Origin of the sequence: Bacillus sp. FSL R5-0422 (assembly GCF_038610765.1) — a bacterium.
Taxonomy (GTDB): domain Bacteria; phylum Bacillota; class Bacilli; order Bacillales; family Bacillaceae; genus Bacillus; species Bacillus pumilus_O.
Genome location: NZ_CP152014.1, coordinates 401,283 through 427,953 on the forward strand (window position 1 = coordinate 401,283; position 26,671 = coordinate 427,953).

Below are 26,671 nucleotides of genomic sequence, written 5' to 3' on the forward strand. Positions count from 1 at the left end.
GGGGAGAAGAACGATGTTAATGAGTAGAAGAAAAGGACTTGCAGCAAATCATATCGTCAGAATCAACGGAAAACGAATTGATCTTAAAGCATTAGAACAGGTCATGATGCTTCATTTTCCGCTAAAGGAATGTGCATTCATCCCGAAGAAAAATGAAGAAGGCAGCCTCTCGCTTGTGCTATTTGCACAGGCGAAGGACCCTTCGCTGACAAGAGAGGATCTGATGACAGGCGTACTTCATCCTGATGAAGTGCCCGCCGCTCTCGTCTTATTACCTTCCTTGCCAAGGACAGAAAGTGGAGCGGTCGATACAGAAGCACTGCTTTCGATTGACATCATTGATGAAGAGAGTTTGAGAAAGATAGAAGATCGTACGAAAGCTATAGATGGAGTAGAGGAAGCGGCTGCTCTCATAGAAAGTCAGACAGAAAAACAAACGCCTTATCACCTAGATGATCTGTTTCCTAATCGGCAGCGGGCGCAAGAGAATGTATCGATCTCAAAGGACGATGCGGGCGAAACAAAGCAAGCATCCGCCCATGAAAAGCCGCCTGCACTTGTGTATGGCGGGGATGTCATCAAAAAACAAGGCACACCTGTCACACTGACAGAGGTGCTAATTCGATCAGCCTTTATGTCACCTGATCGCGGGGTAACCTATATTAAAGAAGGCGGGCGCACGTTGACCCAAACCTATCCTGAGTTACTCACAAACGCAGAACGGGTTCTGTCTGGTTTAAGGAAAGCAGGGCTGACAAACGGCGATCAAGTGTTACTCCAATTGAAAGATCATCAAGATTTCATCACTGCGTTTTGGGGCTGTATTCTCGGTGGCATCATTCCGACTCCAGTCTCTGTACCACCTGTTTATGATGAAACGAATCAAGCTGTGAACAAGCTGAAAGGCGTGTTTCAGCTGCAAAATGAACCGTTCATTATAACGAATGAAGCAAGTGCTGAGGACATTGCTGGGCTGCGTGAGGCCTTTGAGGCAAAAAACATGCCCGTTTTAACAATCGAAACATTGCTCTCGTGTGAGCCGGATGAACAGCATTATGAGCCAGAGCCGGATGAGCCTGTGCTTCAGCTGCTTTCTTCAGGAAGTACGGGTGTGCCAAAGTGTATCCGTCACAACCATCAAAGTATTTTATCTAGAATCATCTCCTTTGAGCAGACAAATAGCTTTACGCATGAGGATGTGTCGCTTAACTGGATGCCGCTTGATCATGTAGGAGGCATTGTCATGTTTCATGTACATGATGTCTACTTTGGCTGCCAGCAGATTAGTCCATCCATCGATCAATTTATCGAGCGGCCGATGGTGTGGCTGGATTGGATAGAAACATACGGCGTCACAAGGACATGGGCACCGAATTTTGCTTTTGCGATGATGAATGAATATGAGGACGACATTCGCAAAGGGAGCTGGGATCTCTCCACACTGACGTATATCATGAATGCAGCCGAAGCGGTTGTGCCAAAAGTGACGCAGCGCTTCATGCATATGATGGGGCAGCACGGATTAAGACGTCATGCGATGGTGCCGGCGTACGGTATGTCTGAAACATCCTCAGCCATTGTCCAATCTAAGAAATTTATGAGGCATGGTGATCAAGATGGACAGCTGACGATTGATCAGACTTCGTTAACAAGTGAAATTCAATACGTAGCACAAGATCATCCGCACAAAATGACGTTTACAGAAGTCGGTGCACCGATTCCGTCTGTATGGATTCGGATTGTAGACGAACATCATCATGTGCTGCCAGAAGATCAGGTTGGACGATTGCAGGTGAAGAGTCCGACGATTATGATGGGCTATGATCAAAATGAGGAAGCCAATCAAGAGGTATTTGCGGAAAATGGCTGGTTTCACACCGGTGATTTAGGATTTATTCACGAAGGGCGTCTTGTACTGACAGGTCGAGAAAAGGACATCATCGTCATCAATGGAGCCAACTATTTGAATTATGAAATTGAGGCAGTTGTGGAAGAGGTGGACGGAGTTGAAGTCACTTTTGCCGCTGCGTACGGCATCTACAATCCCGAATCAAGCAATGACACGCTTGCTGTCTTCTTTGTCACACAAAAGGATTCGCTAGAGGAACAAGTCACGATGGTTCAGCAAATTAGAGAGGCTATCATCCGTAAAATTGGCATAGAGCCCGATCACATCATCCCAGTGAAAAAAGACCAATTTCCGAAAACAGAAAGCGGAAAGATCCAGCGTGCTCAGTTAGGCGCGGCACTAAAAGAGGGTGTGTTCCGTGACATTGAAAGGGCACTGGACCTTGCTTCTGAAAATGAACAAACACTGCCAGATTGGTTTTTTAAACGCACTTGGGCAAAGGAGCATATTGGTCCGACTCATCCTGCTGCTGATCATATACTCGTTTTCGAGGATGAAAAAGGGCTTTACCAATCACTTTACGTCCAATTCGAACAAAGAAATCAGCCCTATGTTTCTGTGAAAAAAGGACATGAATTTTTGCGTCTGTCTAAAGGGATGTACCAGATGAACCCGAGAATCAAGGGGGATTACGTCAGGCTTGTTGCAGCACTTGAAGCAGATGAATTAAAGACAGGGCGCATACTCCACTTGTGGAATGTGACAGACAAAGAAGCCATCGTTGAGCCTGCGCAGTTTACAGAAATGCATGCCAGATCCAATCAATCGATTTTGTACTTGTATCAAGCATGGAGGCAAGAAAACAAAGAGCCTGTCCGGCTTGTTGTCGTAACAAAGGGTGGTCAATTTGTGAATGCTGAAGACGATCTTCATGTGGAGAAAACGTCGCTCGTTGGTTTGTTAAAAACCATCCCGCAAGAATGGGAAGGAGCAGAAGTGTCACATATTGATATTGAAGCGGAGCAAGTGGAACAAGATGCAAAGTATATTGCTGATGAGCTGATGGCGATTCATATCAAAGCAGAGGTGGCATACCGAAAAGGGGATAGGCTCGTACCAAAGCTGGAAAAAGTCGAGATGATGAACGTATCTCAAACAGAAGGATTTTTAGAATATGAAGGACTGTATTTGCTGACTGGAGGACTTGGTGGTATTGGATTTGAACTGTCTAAGCAGATGCTCCAATTTGGCTTAAAGCTTGTCTTGATTGGAAGGACTTCTCTGGAAGACAACATTGAAAAGAAAGAAGCATTCTCACAGCTAAAAGACCTCGGTGACGTCATCTATGACCAAGCGGATGTGACGAATTTAGCTGACGTGGAGCGCACGATTTACAAAGCAGAAAAACATTTCGGTCAATCCATCAGGGGGGTGCTGCATTTAGCTGGAGCAGGCAATGTGTCAGAGCATTTTCAGCAGGCAGATAAGTATACATTGGCTCATACGTCAGAAGAGGATTTTACAAAGGAACTGTCAGGGAAAGCGGACGGAGCGTTTGTCCTGCAGGAAGCCTTCAAGCATGATCCGGCTGTACCACTCGTCTTTTTTGGATCAGTAAATGGATTTTTTGGCGGTACAACATTCGGGGCTTACTCTGCGGCCAATAGCTTTTTAGATGGGCTTGCACACACGCTCACCTTTAAAGAAGGGAGACGGGCGATCTCTTTAAACTTTAGTATGTGGGATAATCTCGGTTTGTCTAAGGGACATACCGGCGCAGCCCTTACCGTCCGCAAGGGATTTCAATTGATTGGAAAGAAGCAAGGTCTCCATTCATTCTGTCTAGGTGCTCGGCTGAATGAAGCGCAACTATTTATCGGCCTAGACGGAGCCAATCCAGAAATCGCTGCGTATCTTCAGCCAGCGCAAATCCCGACTTTTGAGAAAAAGCTTTTTTATACAGCGATGCCTGGAAAAGAAGTGCATGTTGAAGAAATCGCAAACATAACAAAAGATGGCTGGGATATTCAGCAAGTACAGGAAATACCGAAAAAACAAGATGGGTCTATTGATCATGAAGCCCTTAAGCTGAATCATCACAAACATGGACAATCCTTTGAAAAGCAATTGCCAGAAACGGAAACAGAGCAGGTGCTTGCTACCATTTGGGAGGACATTTTAGACGTTGATCGTGTGTACAAAGAGGATCAATTCTTTGATCTTGGCGGACATTCATTAAAGGCGACTCAAACCATTTCAAGGATCAATCATGAGTTTTCAATCAAAGCGCCTTTAAAAATATTATTTGAAAGCAAGCATTTGGCACATTTGGCGCAAATGGTTGATGACATCAAAGGGGCACCCGTTGTTCAGGAAGCCAAGATTCCAAAGCTGGAAAAGCGAACAAGCTATGAGCTGTCACATGCTCAGAAACGTATTTGGTTCTTATCCACATTGGAAAAGAGTCATCATTACAATATATTAGGTGCTTGGAAGCTGACAGGACAACTGCACATTCAAGCGTTAACAAAAGCGATTGGTCTATTAACGAAACGTCATGAAGCACTGCGCGCAACCTTTCAATCGCTTGGCGGCAAGCCTGTTCAACTAATACGTGATGACCTTCCGCCATCCGTCACAGTAGCGAATTTCTCATTATTTAATGAAAAAACAAGAACGAGAAGGCTCAAGCAGCTTATTCAGCAAGAAGCGAACCGCATGTATGATTTGGAAAGAGGGCCTCTTGCGCAGTGGACGATTGTGGATATGGGCAATGAAGAATGTTATCTTCTTTGCGCGCAGCATCATATCATTTCAGATGCAAGGTCGCTCAGTCTGCTCATTCAGGAATTAGAAGTGGCTTATGACGGGCTGCTTGCAGATGAAGCGCCGCAGCTCCCAGCACTGGAAATTGAGTGGACCGATTATGTTCATTGGGAAAATGAGCAAGTAACGCATCATCAAGAAGACCAATCCTATTGGCTGAAGACCTTACAAGGTGAACTTCCAGTGCTAGAGCTGCCGTTTGACCGTCCTCGTCCGCCAGTTCAAACATTTAACGGCGCTACAGAGCAAATCGTCTTGGAAGATACGCTTATTCGCCGTTTGCAAGCTTTGTCCAAACAGCAGGGCACAACGCTGTTTATGACGATGCTGTCGGCGTACTACGTCCTGCTTCACAAGCTGTCTGGACAGACAGATATTATCATTGGCTCGCCGATCGCAGGGCGCGATGCCGAGCAATCAGAGAAGCTTGTTGGAATGTTTGTGAATACACTCGCGCTGAGACAGGATATCTCCACAGCATCTACGTTTGCTGATGTCATGGAAAACGTGAAGGAGATGACATTAAAAGCATTTGAGCATCAGCGCTATCCATTTGACAAGCTTGTCGATGATCTTTCGTTAGATAGAGATTTAAGTCGATCGCCTATTTTCCAAGTGGCGATGGGGTATGTAACAGATTCCCTCAATATCAATCTCAAAGGGCTGACAAGTGAACATGTGATGGTTCATCATACAGTGTCTAAGTTTGATCTCACCTTACATGTATTTGAACAGGGAGAGAAGCTGTCGATCCATGTGGAATACAATACAGATTTATTTGATCAAGAAACCATTCATCGTTATATGAATTATTATCTTTGTTTGCTAGATGGTATGACAGCTCAGCCTGAACGTACATTTTCTGATTATTGCTTAATGGACAAAGCGGAGCAGGCTGCGATGATCATTGGGAAAAACCAAACGGCTACGCCTTATCCAAAGCGCACCATTCAAGAGATGTTTGAAGAACAGGTGCAGCGTGATCCGCATCGCATTGCCTTGTCTTATTTGGAAGAGTCCATGACGTATCAAGAGTTGGATGAGAAGGCAACAAAGCTTGCTGCTTACTTGCAGTCAAAGGGAGTTGGACCAGGTTCACTTGTACCGATGCTCTTTGATCGTTCCTTTGACATGATTGTTTCCGTGCTAGGCATCGTCAAATCTGGTGCTGCATATGTTCCGATGTCACCAGAATATCCAGATGCGCGAATCCGTCTCATTGTTCGCGATACGCAAAGTGATGTGGTCATTACTCAGTCTCATTTAATAGAGCGTCTAGTAGACTTTACAGGTACAAAGATTGACATGGACAAGCCATTACTAGAAACAGATACAGGGTATCAAAGAGAACAATCAATCATTGGAGAAGACCAGTTAGCCTATGTCAATTACACATCAGGCTCAACAGGTACACCAAAAGGCGTTATGCTCCCCCATGCAGGAGTTGTCCGTCTAGTGAGAGAAACAAATTATATGAAACTAGGTCCAGATGATAAAATGCTTCAGCTCTCAAACTATGCTTTTGATGCCTTTACATTTGAGTTGTGGGGTATGCTCCTGAATGGCGGTCAGCTCATTCTGATTCCGAAATATGCCGCGCTGAATATGGATGAATTATCACGGCTGATCAAAGCGCATGAAGTGACAGCCAACTGTCTGCCAACCGCTTTATTCAATCGGCTGGTAGAGCACGATCCAACAAGTGTAGCAGGCTACCGTACATTACTCGTTGGCGGAGAAGCGATGTCCAGTGAGCATGCACGAAAGGCACTGCCGCATATGAAAGGTGTATTGATCAATGCTTACGGTCCTACAGAAAACACGACCCTAGCTACAACACACCAAGTCACGCACGTACCAGAGGGAGCAAGGTCAGTTCCAATTGGTGTCCCAGTATCGAATTCAACTGTCGTCATACTAGATGATGCGCTCAATCCAGTGCCAGCAGGCGTCAAAGGAGAAATTTATATCGGCGGCACAGGTCTGGCAAAAGGTTACCTTCATGATCCAGGGCGGACGCAGGAACGGTTTATAGACAATCCATTCCCTGAACTAGAGGGAGAAAGGCTGTATCGTTCAGGTGATCTTGGTACATGGCGTTCAGATGGCACCATTGAATATCTCGGCCGAAAAGACAACCTCGTGAAAATTAGAGGCTACCGGATTGAATGTGGAGAAATAGAGACAGCTCTCCTCAAGCATCCACAAGTAAAAGAGTGTACAGTCATCGTCAAAACGTATGGCAGCTCAAAACGGCTGGCGGCCTACCTTGTCACAGACGGAGAGAATCCTACTCCAGGCTGGAAAGCATTTTTACAGGAAAGCCTGCCAGGTTACATGATTCCAAGTTACTTTATTGTAATGGACGAAATACCAGTCACAACAAACGGAAAGGTTGATCAAAAAGCGTTGCCAGACCCAGCAGAAACGATCTCTCTTTCTCAAAGGGATGACAAACCGGTCACCGAAACGCAGGAACAAATTGTCACAGCCTTCAAGGAAGTACTTGGTGTCAAACAAGTAGGCATACATGACTCATTCTTTGATTTAGGCGGCGATTCAATTATGAGTATCCAAGCCGTTGCCAAATTAAAAGAACAGGGGATTCGGGTTGATCCAAAATGGATCTTCATGCATCCAGCATCGGCTCAGCTAGCCGCACATGTAGACGCAATGCCTGAGGCTGCGGAGCACGTCGAAAGGTCTCCAAAGGACTACGTGATTGAGCTGAAAAAAGGCGATCCAGCCGAGCCGAGGATTTTCTTTGCACCGCCTGCCGGTGGAACGGTAATGGGCTATATCGATGTGGCTAAGCTGATGACCCATCAAGGCGCTGTGTACGCCGTGCAATCTCCTGGCTTATATGAGGATGAAGAACCGCAATTCTTTCATTACACAGAGCTTGTGTCCATATTTGTTGAAGCCATTGAGACCTTCTATCGACCTGGTGTCGACTATCTAGCAGGTCATTCAATGGGCGGGCATCTTGCTTACGGAATGAATCAGCGGCTCTGCCATGCAGGAAAAGCGCCGAAAGGACTCATCATTTTAGATACGGTCCCAGTGTTAAGAGATGAGGCAGATCAGGCGCTCCATGCGGATATGAACGAAGAAGAAGTGAAAATGCTTGCGCTTGTCCTTGGAATGGGAAATCTCGTCGGTATCCAGCCAGAAGCATTACAAGGGCTGAGCTTCCAAGAAGTGAAGCAAAGAATACTAAAAGAGGCAGAAAAGGATGAAGTGGTTCATCAATTTATGAATGATCAGTATTTAGATAAATATTTGCAAATGCAAACGCATAATACGATCATGTCACAAGCCATTGAATTAGAAAAAGAACCATTCAATGTGCCGTTTTATATTGTACAAAGCAGTGATCACGCCATTGATTTCCAAAAGAAGTTCTCAGATTGGGAGGCTTATACGAAAGGATCGTGCTCGTATTATCACATCAAAGGAGACCATGTCACCATGATGAAAAGGCCGCAGGCAGATGAACTGGCACGAATTCTTCAAACGATGATAAAGGGGTAAGAACGTATGAATCATTTATTTAAAACCTTTGAAAAAAAATCAGATCTTATTCAACTTATTTGTTTTCCTTTTGCAGGCGGTTATTCCGCCTCGTACCGCCCGCTTTTTGAACAACTAAAAGGCACTGCCGAAGTCACAGCAGCAGAACCCCCAGGTCATGGAACCAATCTCATGCCTCTCGAAACAAGCATTGACCGATTGGCTGAGCTTTACAAAGAAGGGCTCATAGGCAACTTGAACCGTCCATTTATCCTGTTTGGACATTCCATGGGGGGACTTGTCGTGTATAGACTGACGCAGCTATTAGAAAGGGAAGGAATTAATCCTGTAGCAGTCGTGATTTCGGCTATTCAGCCGCCGCAAACAAAACGACAGATCCTGACCCATTTATCGAATGAAGCATTTGTTCAGCATATTGCCGAAATGGGCGGGATACCAAAGGAATTATTAGAGAACAAACCAATGATGGATTACTTTACGCCGTCCTTACGTGCAGACTATCAGGCGCTGGAAACCTTCCAGCACAAAGACCAATCCATCATCGAAACACCCGTTTATTTATTCAATGGAACACAAGATGAAAAATGCATGCAAGATGCAAACGGCTGGCTGCCATGGGCAAAAACCATCGTACGCATCAATTTCGAAGGGGGGCACATGTATATCAACACACACCTCGAATCCTTCGCAGAACAGATGAGACATGTGATCGATCTTGCAGGCAAACAACAATTCATAAAACAGTAATAGAAAGCGGTCCTCCTTAAAGGGACCGCTTTTCTTATGAATTCCGCTTCTTTACTACATTCCCGCCAATCACTCCGCCAATGACCAGCACACCTCCGATGAGATGATACCAATCAATTGTTTCATGTAAAATGAGAACCCCAGCGGCGACTGTAATAAACGCAGATAAATTGTTAAAGATGCTGACCTTTGCCGCTTCAAGCTGGGAAAGGGCATAGTTTGATAAATATGCTGTGAGAAGTGAAGAAAGAATGCCTAAAAAGAGCATTGACCATACAAAGGATGGTTGTGTAAATGGGCTGAAAAATTGCAGTGTTGTTCCGTTTACTGAATGCCGAATGAGCGCAGCGGCATTGAAGAAGATAAATCCAAAGAATGTCATCACGAAAGTGAGTTCAATTACATGGAAGCGCCGTGTAATCACCCGGGCAAATACACTGTATGCACTGGAGGATAAGGCTGAAAGTAATATCAGTACATAGCCGATCATGTGTGAATGCTTTACATCAATTCCCTTCATGACGAAGAGAAGCATCACTCCGCACACCGAAAGAATGGTAAACAGCACTTGGATCCATGTCGCGCGTTCCTTTAAAAACCACGCGGCCAGCACCATTGTTAAAATAGGAATCGTTGCCTGTATAATACCAGCCTCTGACGAAGAGGTATACATCAGCCCCCATACTTGAAAAGCAAAAAACAACACAGGATAAAGCAAGGAAAACGGTACGATGTAGAGAAGATCACGCCATTGAATGGAGAGGCGGATCTTCTTTCGTAAAAATGGAAACAGCAATAGTGCGGCTGCAAAAGAAACGGTAAAGCGATGTGCCAATAAATCAATCGGGTTCGCTGATTCTAATGCAATTTTGACAAACAAAAATGAAAAACCAATGATCGTCGCGTAGCCTATCGCGGCAGCATACGCTTTCTGTTTTGAAATGTCCACAATTTGACTCCTTATACGAGCATGCATGCTTCAGATGAATTGACCGGTTCTGTACTTCTATCGTAATCGGATCATCTAAGGTGTACAATAAGAGAACATGATATCTGTACCGGTACAAGGAGGAAGCGGTGTGAGGAAATATGATCAGCTTATTCTTAGCTTAAAAGTGAAGATGACGTCTGGTGAATACCATGCGGGTATGAAGATCCCTTCCATTCGCCATTTGGCGGCACAATATGCATTGAGCAAAAGCACAGTTATTAAAGCATTAGACACATTAGAACGAGAACATCTGCTGTATTCTGTAGAAAGAAGCGGCTACTATGTCGTGAAAACAAAGCAGTCAGCGGGGAAAGAGGACAGCACATGGATTGATTTTGCTTCATCTGCACCTGATCCCGTCGTGTTTCCATATGTTGATTTCCAGCACTGCATCAACCAAGCCATCGATTTGTATCAAAATGACTTGTTTATTTACGGTACAACCAACGGATTACCATCGCTGCTTCCAGTCATTTCTAAGCGATTAATGGATTATCAAGTGTTTGCTAATCCAGAGCAGATCGTTATGACCTCTGGTATTCAGTTGGCATTATCCATTTTGAGCACCATCCCTTTTCCGAATGGCAAACAGACCATACTAGTCGAACAGCCAGGCTATCACCTATACCTTCAATATTTAGAAAAAAATCAACTGCCTGTGATGGGGATTCAGCGGACGGAAAAGGGAATTGATCTTCAAGAATTGGAGCGCATTTTTCGAGAAGAAGAGATTCGTTTTTTCTATACGATGCCAAGGTTTCAAAACCCCCTTGGAACGAGCTTGTCAAAACAAGAGAAAAGAGCGATTGCAGCTCTTGCCGAAAAATACGACGTCTATATCGTTGAAGATGATTATATAGCCGATTTAGAATTTGATGCAAAAAGAGACCCGATCTATTCATACGATCAGGCGGGAAAGGTCATTTATTTAAAAAGCTTCTCCAAAATCATTTTTCCAGGACTTCGAACAGGAGCAGTCGTCTTACCTGAGGAACTAATTAGACCTTTTAGCGAACACAAACGGCTCATTGACATCGACAGCTCCATGCTGTCACAGGCAGCCTTAGAAATATACTTGAAAAGCGGGATGTTTGAACGGCATCGAGAAAGAATGCAGACAACCTATCGCAATCGATCCAAACAGCTAGTGACATGCCTGAAAAGCGATCAAATCGCTTATCAACTAGGAGAAGAGGAGCCGGCTACTCATACACATGTACGGATCGATCGGTCAATTCCGATGAACCAGCTCATTCAGCAGCTAAAAAAGGCATCTGTTTCCATTCAGTCAATCGATCGCCATTATCTTTCGACCTATCAAAAAGACCCCATTCTTCAGTTGAACATTTGGCATGTGAAAGAAGAGCAAATCACACGTGGAGTCGATTTGTTAAAGACAGCATTTCAGCAAATTGGGCGATATTAAAGACGAGCCAGCACATCATGGCAAGAGAGTATCTCAACACGTTCAGCCGCAGAAGGCTTTCGTGTACACACCGCCATTTGGTAGGCAGGATCGAGTGAGTATGTTTGAACAAAGCAGGGCGCCTCATGATCAGGTAATGTCAATGTCGCCTGTCCATCCTCTGACAGGCGGGCTGTAAAGGAAGAAAGACCATAGGATAATCCCTTTCCAGTCAGCTTGATAAAGGCCTCCTTCATTGACCATAAATGAAAGAAGTAGGCTTCCTGCCGTTCTGCCGGTTGTGTAAGTAAATCCTTATACTCATCTGCTGAAAAAAATCGTTTAGCAATCGCTAGATCAATCGGTTTGATCTCTTCAATATCAATCCCTACAGGTGCATCATCTATTGCGCATACGACCCAATCACCAGAGTGAGAAAGATTAAAATGAAAAGAAGGAATGTGACGGACGACAGGCTTGCCATTGCCCTCTGTTTCAAAAACGATCTGATCAAAAGGCAGATCGTACATTTCATGGATCATCTGACGAACTAGCACCTCACCTAACAAGGTCCTTCTTGCATCGACCAAAAAGCGAAAGCGCTCAGCCGCAACACGCTTTTCAGCTGAAACAAAGGGTTTCAATTGATCAATTTGTTTTCGTGCATGGATGTCATCTAAATGTTGTAATTGGATAGCGAAAATCTTCATCATGAACCTCTAATTTTTTACATTGATTGTACCATTGTAGAGCGCCGTACAAAAGGGACATCCTGTACACAAATCGACAGAAAGCACTTCTACGTCTGTTTCAGGATATGAACCCCATTCGGATCTTTCGTGTCTAATCCATCGCAATCAGTCATGATCACGTGAAGTAAAGAGAGGCGTTCTCCTTTTTGCCAGTGAATGGGCTGATTCAAAGAAGAGAGCAGTTGACCCACTTTAGATGTCTGTGACAAATCAGGAACAGCAATTGTCATGGCTTGAAGCGTATCGTTCCCAGTTTCAATGACATCTGTACGCCGCTGTAATTCAAACCTTAAACGAAGAGGTGTTGAAAGAAACGTTCTTCGTTCTCCTTCTTGAACTGGCCAGTTGAGCTCTTTTACCTGTGAAAGCAGCTCTCCATATTCTTCATCTGAGACAAGAAAGCCAATGTGATCAAAAAGGACTTTTTTACTATAACCGAATGTGATATTGATTTGTCCCTTTCTCATTTCGACGATGCGAAAGGTCGGCTGCTCTTCTCTAAAGTCATCCCATGTGAGCGGCGGATGAAAGGAGCCATCCTTTGTGAAACGTGCCTTTACTTCAAAGCCTAGCGAGCGATATGCCTGCTCGGTCTCTTCAACAAATGGTGTCCAGTAATGATAATGAAAAAGCTGCATGAGGTCTCATCTCCGATAATAGAATATTCTGTTTATTAATTTTAACACAAGAAAAGCCATTCTTTTTTGTAGAATGGCTTGTTCTTATCGGATAAGCGTCTGAACAGGTTTCTCTGCTGTTTTTGTAATCAGCAGCTCTAGGAGACGTGTCGATTGTGGCAAAGAGAATCGAAGGACGAGACCTGTGAAAATAGCTGTCAGAATCGTGCCAACGCCAATCGGTCCGCCGAGCATCCATGCAAACAAAAGCACTGTTAACTCAATGCCATTTCGCACCCACTGCACGTTCAATCCAGTTTTCGCTGAGATGAGGAGCATTAATGAATCTCTTGGCCCGGCGCCAAGATTTGCGGAGACATAAATGCCAACACCATATCCTGAAACCACAACGCCCGTAATAAACACATATAAAGCGGGTAAATACCCATGTGGTGCAGGCAATACCGCATTAAAGAAATCTATAAACATACCAATCAGCACCATGTTCAGTAATGCGCCGATCTTTGGAAATGATTTCGTAAAAACAGAAGTCAGTGTCACAATGAGTGCACCAATAATGATGGACCACTGTCCAATCGTCAGTCCAAAATGCTGAAACAGTCCGTAATGGAATGCGTCCCAAGGGCCAATCCCAAGAATCTTTCCTTTCACTGTCAGTGATAGTCCAAAAGCTAGTACGATCAATCCAACAAAATAAAAAAACCAACGTAAAAGATGTTCCCGCTTCAAAAGCTTTCCCTTCTTTCTTAAACACTCGAATTCAATCGTAACATACTCCCACGCCCCTTTAAATGACTTTGCTCAATTGTAATCGCTTACTTATGAAAAGAATTTTTTCGAATCGTAAAGGTCAAAACATCAAAACAAATAGCAAGACTTTTGGATTGTTTTTTTTGACAAAGTGACCCAATCATTCCCTTTTTTTAAGAGAAAAAGAAAAAAAACCAATATATACTGACAAAAAATCATCATTATCCAATTAAAGATTATTTATCTTTAAATAGAAAGGATTGTATGTAATACACATCATAAGACCTGTTTGGGAAGATAGATAGATGAGGAAATTTGAAATAAAAAAAGGTTATTTTATTGGAAGAACACAAGTGAATCAATCATTTGAAGATATGTAGTTCAAAATGTCTATTTTTGTCAAAAATAGTTATTTAGTCCTGTTGAGGCTTTTGAAATGTTACTGATATTCTTTACCAAAGTGTGGGAGGTGAACTGGTACATACCATTATGATTTAAAGCAAGTAAAAGGGGATGTCAAAAATGAACATATTTAAAAGAACGAGTCAGTTATTTCTTATATTGGTGCTGGTTGCTGGAAATTTATTAACCGTCTCACCAGCTGTTACGAAAGCCGCTGGGACGGTGGTTGTGAACAATACGGATTCCTATATGATTGGGACTAGACCACTAGTTCTTCAACAACTCGATGGAAATGATCCAACAAATGTTAAAGCTAGTGTAGAGGTGAAAGGAATCGATATAGGCGCAGTGAATGGTGTTGCTGTTAGCGATCGAGAAAATGTAGTGTATGCAACTGCAAATGGCACTAGCCTTACTCTATATAAAATAAATGCGACATCAGGGCAAGCACAAGTCGTAACGAAACTACCTGAAGGCGCTACTAATGCCGTTGTGCATCAAGATAAATATATTTATTCTTATTTTTCTAATGGTGATTCTTTCCTTGGAACGTACGATTTAGTTACGGGTAAAAAAACGTCCAAAAAAATCGTCGGTTATGACGCTGGCTCTGGCATTGGCGGAGACATTGGTGGAGACCTTGTTGTCGATAAGGATGGTTATCTTTGGTTTGCATCTAATAACAGTGGAGCCATTGCACAAATGAATCCTGAAACAGCTGAAGTCATTCGTGTCATTCCGATTACAAATGCGGACGGTAAAACGATTGACGGAGGCGTGCGGGGAATTAGCTTCTTGCCAAATGGACAAATGCTATTACAGTCAGGATTAAACGAATCCATTGGTCATTCCACTCTTTTTACACTTGATGCGAAAACATTAAGTACAACATATTTAGGCATTGCGGGTGATTCATTATCTTACGACTTAGCTTCACGTGTGAAGCCCGAATTTGATCCATATCCACCTAACCTTGAATCAGAAAAATCGGTTGCTTTACAGAAAAAAGCAGAAGGCAACACAGATGAAAAGAATCCAGAAGTAGGCGACACTTTGCTTTATACAATTAGAGCAAAAAATACGGTGCAATACGGCGTTCTTAAGAATCTGACCATATCAGATAATCTTCCGAGTAGTTTAACCTATGTTTCTGGATCTCTTAAGGTAGACGGTACAAGCGTAACCGATGCCAAAGATCAAGACAAAGGTGATTATACAAACGGCACTGTTACAGGTCAAATAGGTGATGTGAAAGACACTGATTGGCACACCGTGACATTTGAAGCGAAAGTAGCAAAAGGTCAAGCTGGCAAGGATATTCAAAATACAGCGAATGTCGAAGGGGATAACACACCACCAGACAAGCCAACAACAAACATAGAAATTTATCCTCGTGATCCAAAGCTTGAATCAGAAAAATCAGCGGTCTTACAGAAAAAAGCAGATGGTAATACAGATGAGAAACATCCAGAAGTAGGCGACACATTACTGTATACCATTCAAGCCCGTAACGCTATTGAAGATAGCGTGATTGAAGATCTTGTGATTTCTGACAAGTTACCTCAAGGGTTATCATATGTACCAAACTCACTTCAGGTAGATGGAAATCCAGTCACAGATGCAAAAGATGGCGACAAAGGTGATATAACAGATGGGACTGTCACTGGAACGTTCGGTGAAGTGAAAGATGTGAAATGGCATACCGTGACGTTTGAAGTCACAGTTGAAAAAGGTCAGGCAGGCAAAGACATTCAAAATACAGCGAGTGTCACAACCGGCAACACACCGCCAGACAAGCCGACAACGAATATAGAAATCTATCCACGTGACCCGAAATTGACTTCTGAAAAATCAGCGGTCTTACAGAAAAAAGCAGAAGGTAACACAGATGAGAAGCATCCAGAGGTCGGTGACACCCTTCTTTATACGATTAAAACAAAGAATACGATAGAAGACAGTCTCGTTGAAAACTTAGTGATTTCGGATGAATTGCCAGAAGGATTAGCATATGTGCCGAATTCACTTAAGGTAGATGGACAAGCGGTGACAGATGAGCAAGATCAAGACAATGGTGATGTCACAAATAGAACCATTTCAGGACAATTCGGTGACATTAAGGATACCGATTGGCATACCGTGACGTTTGAGGTCACGATTGAAAAAGGACAGTCTGGTCAAGACATTCAAAATACAGCGAGTGTCACAGGTGAAAACACGCCGCCAGACAAACCAACAACAGAAATAGAAATTTATCCTCGTGATCCAAAGCTTGAATCAGAAAAATCAGCGGTCTTACAGAAAAAAGCAGAAGGCAACACAGATGAGAAGCACCCAGAAGTAGGGGACACCCTTCTTTATACGATTAAAACAAAGAACACGATAGAAGACAGTCTTGTTGAAAATCTAGTGATCTCAGATCAATTGCCAAAAGGGCTGGAGTATGTCGCTGGTTCTCTTGAGATTGATGGAGAATCCGTCACAGATGTGAAAGATGACGATAACGGTGACTACACAGATGGAAAGGTCACGGGTTATTTTGGCGATGTGAAGGACACGGACTGGCACACTGTGACGTTTGAAGTGACAGTTGAAAAGGGACAGGCTGGTCAAGACATTCAAAATACAGCTGAAGTAACAGGCGAAAACACGCCGCCAGATGATCCAACAACGAAAACAGAAATTTATCCTCGTGAACCAAAACTAGCATCAGAAAAGGATGCAAGCATTCAGAAAAAAGCAGAAGGTAACACAGACGAAAAGACACCTCAGGTAGGCGATACTCTTCTTTATACGATCAAAACGAAGAATCTTGAAGAAGATAGCATCGTCAAAGATCTAGTCATCACAGATCAATTGCCAGAAGGTCTTGAATACGTCGAAGGATCACTAAAAGTAGATGATCAAGCTGTCACAGATGCAAAAGATGACGACAACGGAGACTACACAAAAGGCACAGTAACCGGTCAATTTGGCGATATCAAAGATACGGACTGGCATATGATTACTTTTGAAGCGAAGATCGCTAAAGGTCAAGCGGATAAAAGCATTCAAAATACAGCGAAAGTAACAGGCGAAAACACACCGCCAGATGAGCCGACAACCGAAACAAACATTGATCCCAGAGATCCAAAACTTGAATCAGAAAAAACATCTGAGATTGCTCAAAAAGCAGAGGGCAATACAAATGAAAAACAAGTTCAAGTAGGCGACACCCTTCTTTACACCATCAAAACAAAAAATAGTGTAGAAGACAGTGTCATCAAGGATTTAGTCATCACAGATCAACTACCAGAAGGTCTTGAATACGTCGAAGGATCATTAAAAGTAGATGACCAAGCCGTCACAGATGCAAAAGATGACGACAACGGAGACTACACAAAAGGCACAGTAACCGGTCAATTTGGTGATATCAAAGACACCGACTGGCATACAGTGACGTTTGAAGCGAAAGTTGCTAATGGCCAATCAGGTAAAAGTATTCAAAACACAGCGAAAGTAACAGGCGATAATACACCGCCAGATGAACCAACAACCGAAACAAAAATTGATCCAAGAGATCCAAAGCTTGAATCAGAAAAAACATCTGAAATCCATCAAAAAGCAGAGGGCAATACAGATGAAAAACAAGTGCAAACAGGCGACATCCTTCTTTACACCATCAAAACAAAAAATAGTGTAGAAGACAGTGTCATCAAAGATTTAGTCATCACAGATCAACTGCCAGAAGGTCTTGAATACGTCGAAGGATCATTAAAAGTAGATGACCAAGCCGTCACAGATGCAAAAGATGATGACAACGGAGATTACACAAAAGGCAAAGTAACCGGTCAATTTGGAGATATCAAAGATAACGATTGGCATACCGTAACGTTTGAGGCGAAGGTTGCCAAAGGATCTGAAGGTAAAACCATTCAAAATATCGGAGTCGTGAAGGGTGAGAATGTAGATGAACCAGACAAACCTGAAAACTCAACGACAGTAGAACCGCCGAATGTGCCAGAAGTGCCAGCAAATCCAGATCAACCTTCTGAGCCACAACAGGATACACCTGGTCATCATCTTCCGAACACTGCAACAGCGATGTACAACTTTTTACTAGTCGGATTTGCACTCGTATTAATAGGTGCGGCCCTTATTGTATGGAAAAGAAGAAAAAGAAACGGGTAATCGTCCATGGTTCAAAAAATCATCTCAGCGACACTGATCACAGCAGGTATTTGTCTTGTGATGATAGGATATATGACAATCGTTGATGGGCAAAGGCAAGTAGATCAATCTTTCCAGTCTGCACAAGCAGCCATCCAGCAAAAGGGGGATACGGATTCCCCTTTTGTGCCAAAGGCTGGTGAAACCATTGGACTCTTGCACATTCCAAAGTTAAATGCTGAGTTACCAATTGTAGAAGGAACGGATGCGGAGGATTTGGCAAAGGGTGTTGGTCATTACCACGAGAGCTATTTACCTAATGAACAAGGACAAATCGTTTTATCTGGGCATCGTGATACTGTGTTTAGACGAACAGGAGAACTTGTGAAAGGGGATCAACTCGTCATTGAGCTTTCATACGGTCGATTTACCTATGAAATTGAGAAAACAAAGATTGTGAAAAAAGATGATCAAAGTATTATTACGCTTCAACAGGAAAAGGAAGAACTTATCCTTACCACATGTTATCCTTTTTCCTTCATTGGTCCTGCACCAAATAGATATATCATATATGGGAAGCGTGTTTAGCCACTGGATCAGCCTGCAACTTATCCTTTCTCTAACCGATTGAAGCGCTTCATTCCTTGATAAAGAGGGAATTGCCTATATCTAGAGATGCAGGAGGGGGTCAATTTGTTAAATCAAGACTATGTAAGATATATAGATAACGTCGGAAGAGTTGTCTTGCCGACAGATATAAGAAAACGGTTGAAAATTCATCCGCGCGATTTTATGGAGATTTATCGAGAAGAAGACCAAATTGTCATAAAACCGTATTGGCAGGACAAACCCTGTATCGTCACAGGGGAAGTAACAGGCTCCAACAAAGTGCTATCGGGTGGAGTGGTCATCAGTCCAGAGGGAGCGAGAATGCTCTTACAAGATTTACTGGCACTTCGCCTGCAAAAAGAGATATAAAAAAAGGCTGTCCTCACCACGTGAGAACAGCCTTTTTTCATCATACTGGATTTAAAATCCGGTTTAAGAATTGTTTTGTTCGTTCTTCCTTTGGTCGTTTGAAGATTTCTTCTGGAGGACCTTGTTCGACGATGACGCCGCCATCAATAAAAATCACTTCGTCTGCCACTTCTTGGGCAAACTTGATTTCATGTGTGACGACCGCCATGGTCCAGCCTTCTTTCGCTAAATCCTTCATGACCTTTAAAACTTCCCCGACAAGCTCAGGGTCAAGTGCAGAGGTTGGTTCATCAAAAAGCATGAGCTCTGGTTGAATAGCAAGTGCACGGGCAATGCCGACACGTTGCTTTTGACCGCCTGACAGCTGGAAGGGATACAAATCTTTTTTATCCTCAAGTCCTACCTTTTGCAGGAGCTGAATCGCTTCTTTTCGCACCTCTTCTTTTGGCCGGCGCTGAACTTGGACTGGACCTTCCATCACATTCTCAAGAACAGTACGATGCGGAAACAGGTGATAATCTTGAAACACCATTCCTGACTTCCGGCGAAGTTTGAGCAAATCAGCTTGTTTATTTTTTTTAGAAAAATCAATCGAGAAATCATCGAAGGTAAAGGAGCCGGCATTTGGAATTTCAAGTGCATTTAAACAGCGAAGCATCGTTGTTTTTCCTGAACCTGATGGACCAAGAATCGCCACAACCTGCCCTTTGTTGATCGTAAAATCAATCGACTTTAAAATCTCATTTTCACCAAAGGATTTGTTTAAGCCTTTGACTGTTAGCATGTCGTTCCCTCCTTACCTTGCGACATATCGATCAAGTCGTTTTTCAATTTGATGCTGAACGAGCGATAAAATGAAGCAGAAAACCCAATAGATCAAGGCTGCTTCCATATAAATGAACAAGATCTGATCCAAGTTCGCCGCAGCAATTTCCTGTGATTTACGGAACATCTCTGCCACGAGGATTTGGGAGGCAAGGGATGTATCCTTCACCAAGCTAATGAATGAGTTAGATAGTGGCGGAATCGATACACGCACAGCTTGCGGTAAAATCACGCGGACGAGCGTTTTACGATGCGTCATCCCAATGGAATAACCAGCCTCCCATTGTCCTTTAGGAACAGACAGGACGGATGCACGGATAATTTCCGACGCATACGCACCTACGTTTAATGAAAAAGCAATAATGGCACTTGGATATGGATCTAGTGTGATATTAAATGTCGGAAAGAAATAGAAAATAATAAACAATTGCACAAAAAGCGGCGTTCCACGAACGGCCGACACATAGATGGAAAAAATCCATCTGAGGGCTTTGATTTTAGACATTCTAGCAAGAGCTGTCACAAGCGCAATAAAAATACCAATAATAAAGGCAATGATGGCAAGGGGGATTGTATAATAAATCCCCTGCATCACCATTGGCCAAAAAGATTGCTGAAGAAGATCCCAAGGAATGACGACTCCTAGGGTATTACTTTGTAACATCTTCACCAAACCATTTCTTAGAAATCTTAGCAAGTGTACCGTCTTTTTTCATTTCTTTTAATGCGCCATTCACTTTGTCAACGACTTCGCCGCTGCCTTTTCTGAATGCAAAGTAAGTTTCTTGAGGATCTCCTGTTTCAAATGCAACTTTTAGGTTTTTGTTCCCGCTTGTTTTCAAGTAATTCAATACAGCTAGCTTGTCATTGAATGTCAAATCAGCACGTCCTTGCTGAATCAATTGAATCGATTGTGCAAGACCCTCAACGCCTTCAATTTTAGCGCCAGCATCTGTTGCTAGTTTATTGTAGTTACTTGTTAATGATTGTGCTGCTTTTTTGCCTTTGACATCAGATAGTTTCTTGATGTCGTTGTTATCTGATTTTGACACAACAATGGCTTGAGACGTTGTGTATTTATCAGAGAACTCGTATTGATTTTCACGTCCAGTTTTACCAACTTGGTTCGCTACCACGTCAAAACGTTTTGAATTCAGTCCAGCAAACATGCTGTCCCATTGTGTTTCTTTGAATTCAGGTTTTAAGTCAAGACGTTTTGCTACTTCTGTGATGACTTCTACATCGTAGCCAGTTAATTTATCTGTCTTTTTGTCATGGAATGTGAAAGGAGCATAAGTACCCTCTGTTCCGATCGTCAGAACACCTTTATCCTGAATGGATTTCCAAAGGTCACCTGATTCCTTAGACCCAGATTGTTTATTCGCGTTGTCGCTTGCACCTGATCCACATGCCGTGATCAATGCAACACAAGCGCCTAACATAATGGCAAAGAACATTTTTTTCATCTTATTCCCCACTTTTCTTGTTGGTATTTACAACATATGATCTTACAGAGAAGCAACCTAAAAGTAAAGCATTTGAAACTAGCTTGAGCGAATCTCACCAACTTTATGCCCGCAACCCATTTCTTTCAAACCTCTCTCGTCTACAATGCCTTTCATTTTTTATTTGTGCGAACATTACTAAAATAAAGACTTTAAGACAGTGACCATAGAAGGAAGCATAATTATTATAAAAGATGTATAATTAGTAGGTTGTTTTGAAAATGGAATGAATCACATGGAGACATGTTTTGATAACAGAACATCTTAGAAGAAGGAGGGCATCATTGTGGATGTTGGACAAAATCAGCCCGAGCAATTGAAAAGGGCGATGACCTCCCGTCATTTATTTATGATTTCACTTGGCGGTGTCATTGGGACAGGCTTTTTCTTAGGAACGGGCTATACGATTGGACAAGCAGGGCCAGTTGGAGCCGTTCTTTCATATATTGTGGGCGGATTGATTATGTATTTAACCATGCTGTGTCTTGGAGAGCTGTCGGTTGCACTTCCTGTGTCCGGTTCGTTTCATACGTATGCGACGAAATTTGTCAGCCCTGCAGCGGGTTTTGCGGTTGGCTGGATTTATTGGCTTGGCTGGGCAGCAACGGTCGCTCTTGAATTTTTATCAGCAGGACAGCTAATGAGGCGCTGGCTTCCGCAAGTGGATGTGTGGATTTGGTGTCTCATCTTTGGATTGTGTCTTTTCTTATTAAATGCCCGGTCGGCGAAAGCGTTCGGGGAGTCGGAGTTTTTCTTTTCAACCATTAAGATCATTGCGATTTTACTCTTTATAGGTGTAGGCGGAGCGGCGATGTTTGGTTTTATTGAAACAACGAGCGGTGAACCTGCCCCTTATTTCAGTCATTTTGTGAGTGATGGGCTGTTTCCAAATGGATTGCTTGCCGTTGTGGTCACGATGATCACCGTGAATTTTTCATTCCAAGGAACAGAGCTGATCGGGATTGCGGCAGGAGAAAGTGAAAACCCTGAGAAAACCGTTCCTCGCTCCATTCATCAGACTGTTTGGCGTACGCTCGTCTTTTTCGTCCTATCTATCTTCGTCTTAGCAGGCATGGTGCCTTGGAAGGAAGCGAGTGTGCTGCAAAGTCCGTTTGTTACTGTATTTGAGAGAACGGGCATTCCTTTTGCGGCAGATATCATGAACTTTGTCATTATCATCGCTTTATTATCTGTTGCCAACTCTGGCTTGTATGCATCGACGAGAATGCTCTATTCCTTATCGAAAGAAGGAATGGCAGGAAAAGCATTTAGACGCGTGAATCAGCGCGGTATTCCGATGAATGCCTTGTTGCTCACGTTCCTGTTTACAGGGATTTCGCTATTATCCGGTTTCTTTGCAGAAAAAACAGTATTTGCCTGGATCGTGTCCATTGCCGGTATGAGTGCCCAGACTGGCTGGATCACCATTACCTTATCACAAATGCTTTTCCGCAGAAGATATTTGAAAGCAGGCGGAAAGCTGGAAAACTTAAAATTTAAAACCCCTCTTTATCCGGTTCTGCCGATTATTGCGATTACGCTCAACACCATTGTGTTGATCAGCCTTGCCTTTGATCATGAGCAGCGCATTGGATTATATGTCGGCGTCCCTCTCATGATCATTGGGTATGTCGTCTATCACCGCTATGTAAAAAAGCATCAGGCGAAAAGTGAATCGCTCAAGCTGCAAATTCATGGAGATGATGAGATCCGGTTTTAAACTATAAAAAAGAAGCCAACCCAATGGGGAGGCTTCTTTTTTATTTAATGAATCCCTCTCATCGCTTTCTTAATCACTGGTGTTAAGAGTAGCATCACACCACATAAAACGATGGCAAGCAATCCAATGATACCGAAATAGACGGTTTCTGGCACTTTATCAAACAGTTTGACCACTTGCGCGTTGATCGCCTGTGCCATTGCATTTGAAAGGAACCAAAGGCTCATCGTTTGTGCTGAGAAAGCAGCAGGTGCAAGCTTTGTTGTCGCTGACAGCCCAACAGGTGATAAGCAGAGCTCTCCGATCACGACAAGGAAGAAGCTCAGAACGAGCCATAATGGACTCACAAGTGTATTCGGGCCAGACATGTAGGCAGGAATGATCATGATGATGAAGGATAATCCTGCAAACAGAAGGCCAAGTGAGAACTTAATCGGGGTAGACGGCTGTTTCTTTCCAAGTCTAATCCACAACCAAGCAAACACAGGAGACAATAGCACAATAAAGATTGGGTTCAATGATTGGAACCACGAAGAGGCAAGTGTCATCCCGAGGAAATTCAAGTTTGTTCGTTGATCAGCATATGTGGCTAAAATGTTTGAGCCTTGTTCTTGAATCGCCCAGAACATCACCGCAGCAAGGAACAATGGAATATAAGCGAGAACTCTGGATTGCTCAACTGGGCTCGTCTTTTTACTGAAATACATGACGATGAAATATACAATCGGAATGAGCACCCCAAGAACACTGACAAACCAAGTGAATAGATTAATCGTGAGTGCGCCTGTTTGAATGCCGATGACGACAAAAACAGTAAGCACAATGGCAACTAATGTTCCGAAAATTTTGAAGTTCTTGCGTTCAGTAGCTGATAGTGGATTTGTCACATAAGTACCGGCGAGACCAAGATTCGGTTTTTTCGTGATCACAAATGTAATCAGACCAACAAGCATCCCAACGGCAGCAAGTGAGAATCCGAGGTGGAAGTTCACTTTTTGACCGAGTGTTCCGACAATTAATGGAGCAATAAAACCGCCCATGTTGATCCCCATGTAGAAAATACTAAAGCCAGAATCCCTGCGTGGGTCTGTTTTAGAATACAGGTCGCCCACAATGTTTGAAACGTTTGGCTTCAGAAGACCTGTCCCAATAATAATTAGCCCCATACTAATAAAGAGCGCTGTTGCTCCGCTTGGTAAAGCCAAAATGACATGTCCAAGCATAATGAAAACCCCGCCATAAAAGACCGTACTAGACGAACCGAATACGCGGTCGGCGAGCCATCCCCCAATAATGCCTGACATATAGACAAGCGCACCGTAGACAGACATGATCGAATTGGCTGTTGTCTGATCAAAACCAAGGCCGCCTTTTGTCACCTCTGTGTACATATAATAAATAAGCAGTGCACGCATGCCGTAATAGGAGAAACGCTCCCAAAATTCAGTGAAGAACAGTGTGTAAAGTCCTTTAGGATGTCCAAAAAACCCTTTTTGAGGAACACTTTTAACAATTTTATCGTGGTCAATTGTAGACATGGCATAGATCCTTTCTTAAAAAAAGAGATATGAGAAAAATGATATTCTTGTATAGTTCTTGTGTCAATATAAAACTATTCTAAAACAGGAAAATGTTAGTTCAATAGGCGTAAAGTCTCAAAAATATGAAAAATTCTTTCAAGTGAGAATGGTCTGAAAGTTATATTGAAAGAATTTATTTAAAATTTGAAGGAATGTACAAGCAAACCTTTCACACATGCATAGGATGACAAGAGGACATGTGTAAAAAGGAGGGGTTTAGGTTGGGGGAATTAAATGAATCTGATCTGAAAAAGCCTGTTGTCAATGTACAAGATTTTGGTGTGGTGGCGGATGGGAAAACGGACTGTACAGCGAAGCTCAATGAATGCTTAGAATGGACGAAAGCGCAGGGGTATTCTCACGTCTGGCTGCCGAGCGGCACGTATGTCATCGATGCAGTGTACAGAGGAGATCGATTTTTTCCTTTCCGGGGTGCGGGTATACGTGTGCCAAGTCATATGACGATTGAGATGGCGCCAGATGCCGTCATTAAGGTGATACCAAATGATTCGTGGGGGTATGCGGCCTTTTATATAGGAAAGGTTCAGCATGTGACCATCAGGGGCGGGCGAATCGAAGGGGATCGACATGAACATGTATACAAGTCGCTTCCCCCTGAACGAAAAACCCATGAGTGGGGCTTTGGGATATGTATTGAAGGGGCATCTGATGTAGAAGTGAATCGTGTACAAATCAAAAATTGTACGGGAGACGGCATCATTGTCAGTCCCCATGGTTTATTATCACAGGTTGAAACGTACTCTCCTGCTTCATCTATTCATATTTCTGGTTGCCACGTTACAGATTCAAGGCGAAACAATATCTCGATCACAGGCTGTGACGGGGTCATTGTGGAGGACTGTCTGCTTGAGAGAGCAGGAGTAAACGGAGTCGAGCCAAGAATGGGCATTGATATTGAAGGCTACGGGGAAAATGCAGTGAATATGGAGGAACCGCTGAATATTCAAATCCGAAACAACATTGTAAGAGGTGGCGCCGCAAGCTCTATTTATAACTTCAATGGCTATGGTGTCATCATCGAAGGCAATCATACAGATAGCAGTATCTCCTATGGATTTGCCACGGAAACCATCATTGCTAACAATTTGATCCGTGCGGTAGGAGGAGGCGTCACAAAAGCAGGAATTACGAGTTTAGGTGTCTCTCTTGGTCAAACAGAAAACAATGTGATCATTATTGGCAATATGATTGAAGGATTTGAAAAAGGGATTGATGTGAGGGGCGATAGTGTTCACATTACAGGGAATAAGATCAGTCTATTTGAAGATGCGGCTTTGTCCGTTTATATGGCGAACCGTATTCTAATAGAAGGAAATCATATTGAATCGGGGACGAATACAGGACTAAGAAGCGCAGCGCTGCGTATCTATCAGTCAGATAGCGTCGTCTTTTCAAACAATACGATTTACTCGGTGATTGATGGAGCGATGGTAAGAGGAACGAATATCCTCATCCAGCACAATCAATTCAAAGAATTCAGCAGAGGGATCTGGGTGCAGGAAGGGGAAGCTGGAATCAACGGCAATCACTTTATTCAAGAAGGACACCAAGAGCTTGGGTCTTCATATACGATCAGTGTCACTGGAAATGCAAAGGCTTTCATTTGGCATAATCGCTTTAAGCACTACCAAAACTACGCCGTATACAGCAACACGACGGGACCATTAGAAATTAAAGACAATTCCTTTGAAGAATCATCTTTATATGTCGTGATGTATATTAAAAACGGTTCACCACAAATCGGAGATAACCGCTTTTATTTAAATCGTTCGTTCGGACAGCCGACAGCGATCTTTATCGATCAAGCGGCTTCAGCCCGTGTACTGCGGAATAACATCATTAATTTATCTCCTCAAAAAGCAATTGCTGTCCGCACCATATCGTCTACTCATTCCGTGATCGCCCATAATATGCTCGAACGCAGCCAATTGACGACACATACGACCGACCGGATCATTGGAAATATTGAAATCGATACACCGTAATGAATGAGAGAAATCCC

General features: G+C 43.1%; 16 protein-coding genes. 8 read left to right on the top strand and 8 right to left on the bottom strand.

Annotated features, from left to right (window positions below):
- Positions 1-13 precede the first annotated feature (13 nt).
- Together MKX52_RS01955 and MKX52_RS01960 are read left to right on the top strand one after the other, a co-directional pair.
- The gene (locus tag MKX52_RS01955) at positions 14-8,209 is read left to right on the top strand and encodes an amino acid adenylation domain-containing protein (protein WP_342491365.1); all 8,196 of its coding nucleotides are present in this window, start codon (positions 14-16) and stop codon (positions 8,207-8,209) included.
- Between the two features lie 6 nt (positions 8,210-8,215).
- Positions 8,216-8,956, top strand: a complete 741-nt coding sequence (locus MKX52_RS01960) for an alpha/beta fold hydrolase (protein WP_342491366.1) — start codon at positions 8,216-8,218, stop codon at positions 8,954-8,956.
- Between the two features lie 34 nt (positions 8,957-8,990).
- On the opposite strand, the gene MKX52_RS01965 is transcribed toward MKX52_RS01960, so the two are convergent.
- Positions 8,991-9,905 (bottom strand): DMT family transporter, encoded by a 915-nt coding sequence (locus MKX52_RS01965; RefSeq protein WP_012008892.1) that lies wholly within the window; start codon positions 9,903-9,905, stop codon positions 8,991-8,993.
- Between the two features lie 130 nt (positions 9,906-10,035).
- On the opposite strand from MKX52_RS01965, the gene MKX52_RS01970 reads away from it, so the two are divergent.
- Positions 10,036-11,373, top strand: coding sequence for a PLP-dependent aminotransferase family protein (locus MKX52_RS01970; RefSeq protein ID WP_342491367.1), 1,338 nt, complete (start codon positions 10,036-10,038; stop codon positions 11,371-11,373).
- On the opposite strand, the gene MKX52_RS01975 is transcribed toward MKX52_RS01970, so the two are convergent.
- From MKX52_RS01975 to MKX52_RS01985, 3 genes are all read right to left on the bottom strand, one after another.
- Positions 11,370-12,062, bottom strand: coding sequence for a 4'-phosphopantetheinyl transferase superfamily protein (locus MKX52_RS01975; RefSeq protein ID WP_342491368.1), 693 nt, complete (start codon positions 12,060-12,062; stop codon positions 11,370-11,372). The genes MKX52_RS01970 and MKX52_RS01975 overlap by 4 nt on opposite strands.
- Before the next feature lie 89 nt (positions 12,063-12,151).
- Complete coding sequence (locus MKX52_RS01980; protein ID WP_144470162.1) at positions 12,152-12,742, bottom strand: hypothetical protein; 591 nt, start codon at positions 12,740-12,742, stop codon at positions 12,152-12,154.
- 84 nt (positions 12,743-12,826) lie between these two features.
- On the bottom strand, positions 12,827-13,471 hold the full coding sequence (locus tag MKX52_RS01985) for a YitT family protein (protein ID WP_012008896.1): 645 nt from the start codon (positions 13,469-13,471) through the stop codon (positions 12,827-12,829).
- A gap of 543 nt (positions 13,472-14,014) precedes the next feature.
- Between MKX52_RS01985 and MKX52_RS01990 the strand changes: the two genes are divergently transcribed.
- From MKX52_RS01990 to MKX52_RS02000, 3 genes are all read left to right on the top strand, one after another.
- Positions 14,015-18,061 carry an isopeptide-forming domain-containing fimbrial protein gene (locus MKX52_RS01990; protein ID WP_342491369.1) on the top strand — a complete coding sequence of 1,349 codons (4,047 nt, stop codon included), beginning with the start codon at positions 14,015-14,017 and terminating at the stop codon, positions 18,059-18,061.
- Between the two features lie 6 nt (positions 18,062-18,067).
- A complete protein-coding gene (locus tag MKX52_RS01995; RefSeq protein WP_012008898.1) occupies positions 18,068-18,628 on the top strand; it encodes a class D sortase in 561 nt (186 codons plus the stop codon).
- A 105-nt stretch (positions 18,629-18,733) separates the two neighbouring features.
- Positions 18,734-19,018: an AbrB/MazE/SpoVT family DNA-binding domain-containing protein gene (locus MKX52_RS02000; RefSeq protein ID WP_342491370.1), complete on the top strand. Its 285-nt coding sequence runs from the start codon at positions 18,734-18,736 to the stop codon at positions 19,016-19,018.
- Positions 19,019-19,058: 40 nt separating this feature from the next.
- Here MKX52_RS02000 and MKX52_RS02005 read toward each other — a convergent pair whose 3' ends face one another.
- The 3 genes from MKX52_RS02005 to tcyA are packed head-to-tail and all read right to left on the bottom strand — an operon-like array spanning position 19,059 to position 21,309.
- A complete protein-coding gene (locus MKX52_RS02005) occupies positions 19,059-19,802 on the bottom strand; it encodes an amino acid ABC transporter ATP-binding protein (protein WP_012008904.1) in 744 nt (247 codons plus the stop codon).
- Between the two features lie 12 nt (positions 19,803-19,814).
- A complete protein-coding gene (locus MKX52_RS02010; protein ID WP_012008905.1) occupies positions 19,815-20,507 on the bottom strand; it encodes an amino acid ABC transporter permease in 693 nt (230 codons plus the stop codon).
- Positions 20,494-21,309, bottom strand: coding sequence for a cystine ABC transporter substrate-binding lipoprotein TcyA (gene tcyA / locus MKX52_RS02015; RefSeq protein WP_342491371.1), 816 nt, complete (start codon positions 21,307-21,309; stop codon positions 20,494-20,496). The genes MKX52_RS02010 and tcyA overlap by 14 nt, the downstream gene beginning before the upstream one ends.
- A 367-nt stretch (positions 21,310-21,676) precedes the next feature.
- On the opposite strand from tcyA, the gene MKX52_RS02020 reads away from it, so the two are divergent.
- A complete protein-coding gene (locus MKX52_RS02020) occupies positions 21,677-23,068 on the top strand; it encodes an amino acid permease (protein WP_224925683.1) in 1,392 nt (463 codons plus the stop codon).
- Between the two features lie 44 nt (positions 23,069-23,112).
- Here MKX52_RS02020 and MKX52_RS02025 read toward each other — a convergent pair whose 3' ends face one another.
- Complete coding sequence (locus MKX52_RS02025) at positions 23,113-24,606, bottom strand: peptide MFS transporter (protein ID WP_251184074.1); 1,494 nt, start codon at positions 24,604-24,606, stop codon at positions 23,113-23,115.
- Positions 24,607-24,869: 263 nt separating this feature from the next.
- On the opposite strand from MKX52_RS02025, the gene MKX52_RS02030 reads away from it, so the two are divergent.
- Positions 24,870-26,654: a right-handed parallel beta-helix repeat-containing protein gene (locus MKX52_RS02030; protein ID WP_144457044.1), complete on the top strand. Its 1,785-nt coding sequence runs from the start codon at positions 24,870-24,872 to the stop codon at positions 26,652-26,654.
- The last annotated feature ends 17 nt before the right edge of the window (positions 26,655-26,671 follow it).

Bases quoted from the DNA above. Each gene is read 5' to 3' on its own strand.
- MKX52_RS01955 (WP_342491365.1), top strand. From the start codon at position 14: ATGTTAATGAGTAGAAGAAAAGGACTTGCAGCAAATCATATCGTCAGA.
- MKX52_RS01960 (WP_342491366.1), top strand. From the start codon at position 8,216: ATGAATCATTTATTTAAAACCTTTGAAAAAAAATCAGATCTTATTCAA.
- MKX52_RS01975 (WP_342491368.1), bottom strand. From the start codon at position 12,062: ATGAAGATTTTCGCTATCCAATTACAACATTTAGATGACATCCATGCA.
- MKX52_RS01980 (WP_144470162.1), bottom strand. From the start codon at position 12,742: ATGCAGCTTTTTCATTATCATTACTGGACACCATTTGTTGAAGAGACC.
- MKX52_RS01990 (WP_342491369.1), top strand. From the start codon at position 14,015: ATGAACATATTTAAAAGAACGAGTCAGTTATTTCTTATATTGGTGCTG.
- MKX52_RS01995 (WP_012008898.1), top strand. From the start codon at position 18,068: ATGGTTCAAAAAATCATCTCAGCGACACTGATCACAGCAGGTATTTGT.
- MKX52_RS02005 (WP_012008904.1), bottom strand. From the start codon at position 19,802: ATGCTAACAGTCAAAGGCTTAAACAAATCCTTTGGTGAAAATGAGATT.
- MKX52_RS02010 (WP_012008905.1), bottom strand. From the start codon at position 20,507: ATGTTACAAAGTAATACCCTAGGAGTCGTCATTCCTTGGGATCTTCTT.
- tcyA (WP_342491371.1), bottom strand. From the start codon at position 21,309: ATGAAAAAAATGTTCTTTGCCATTATGTTAGGCGCTTGTGTTGCATTG.
- MKX52_RS02020 (WP_224925683.1), top strand. From the start codon at position 21,677: ATGACCTCCCGTCATTTATTTATGATTTCACTTGGCGGTGTCATTGGG.
- MKX52_RS02025 (WP_251184074.1), bottom strand. From the start codon at position 24,606: ATGTCTACAATTGACCACGATAAAATTGTTAAAAGTGTTCCTCAAAAA.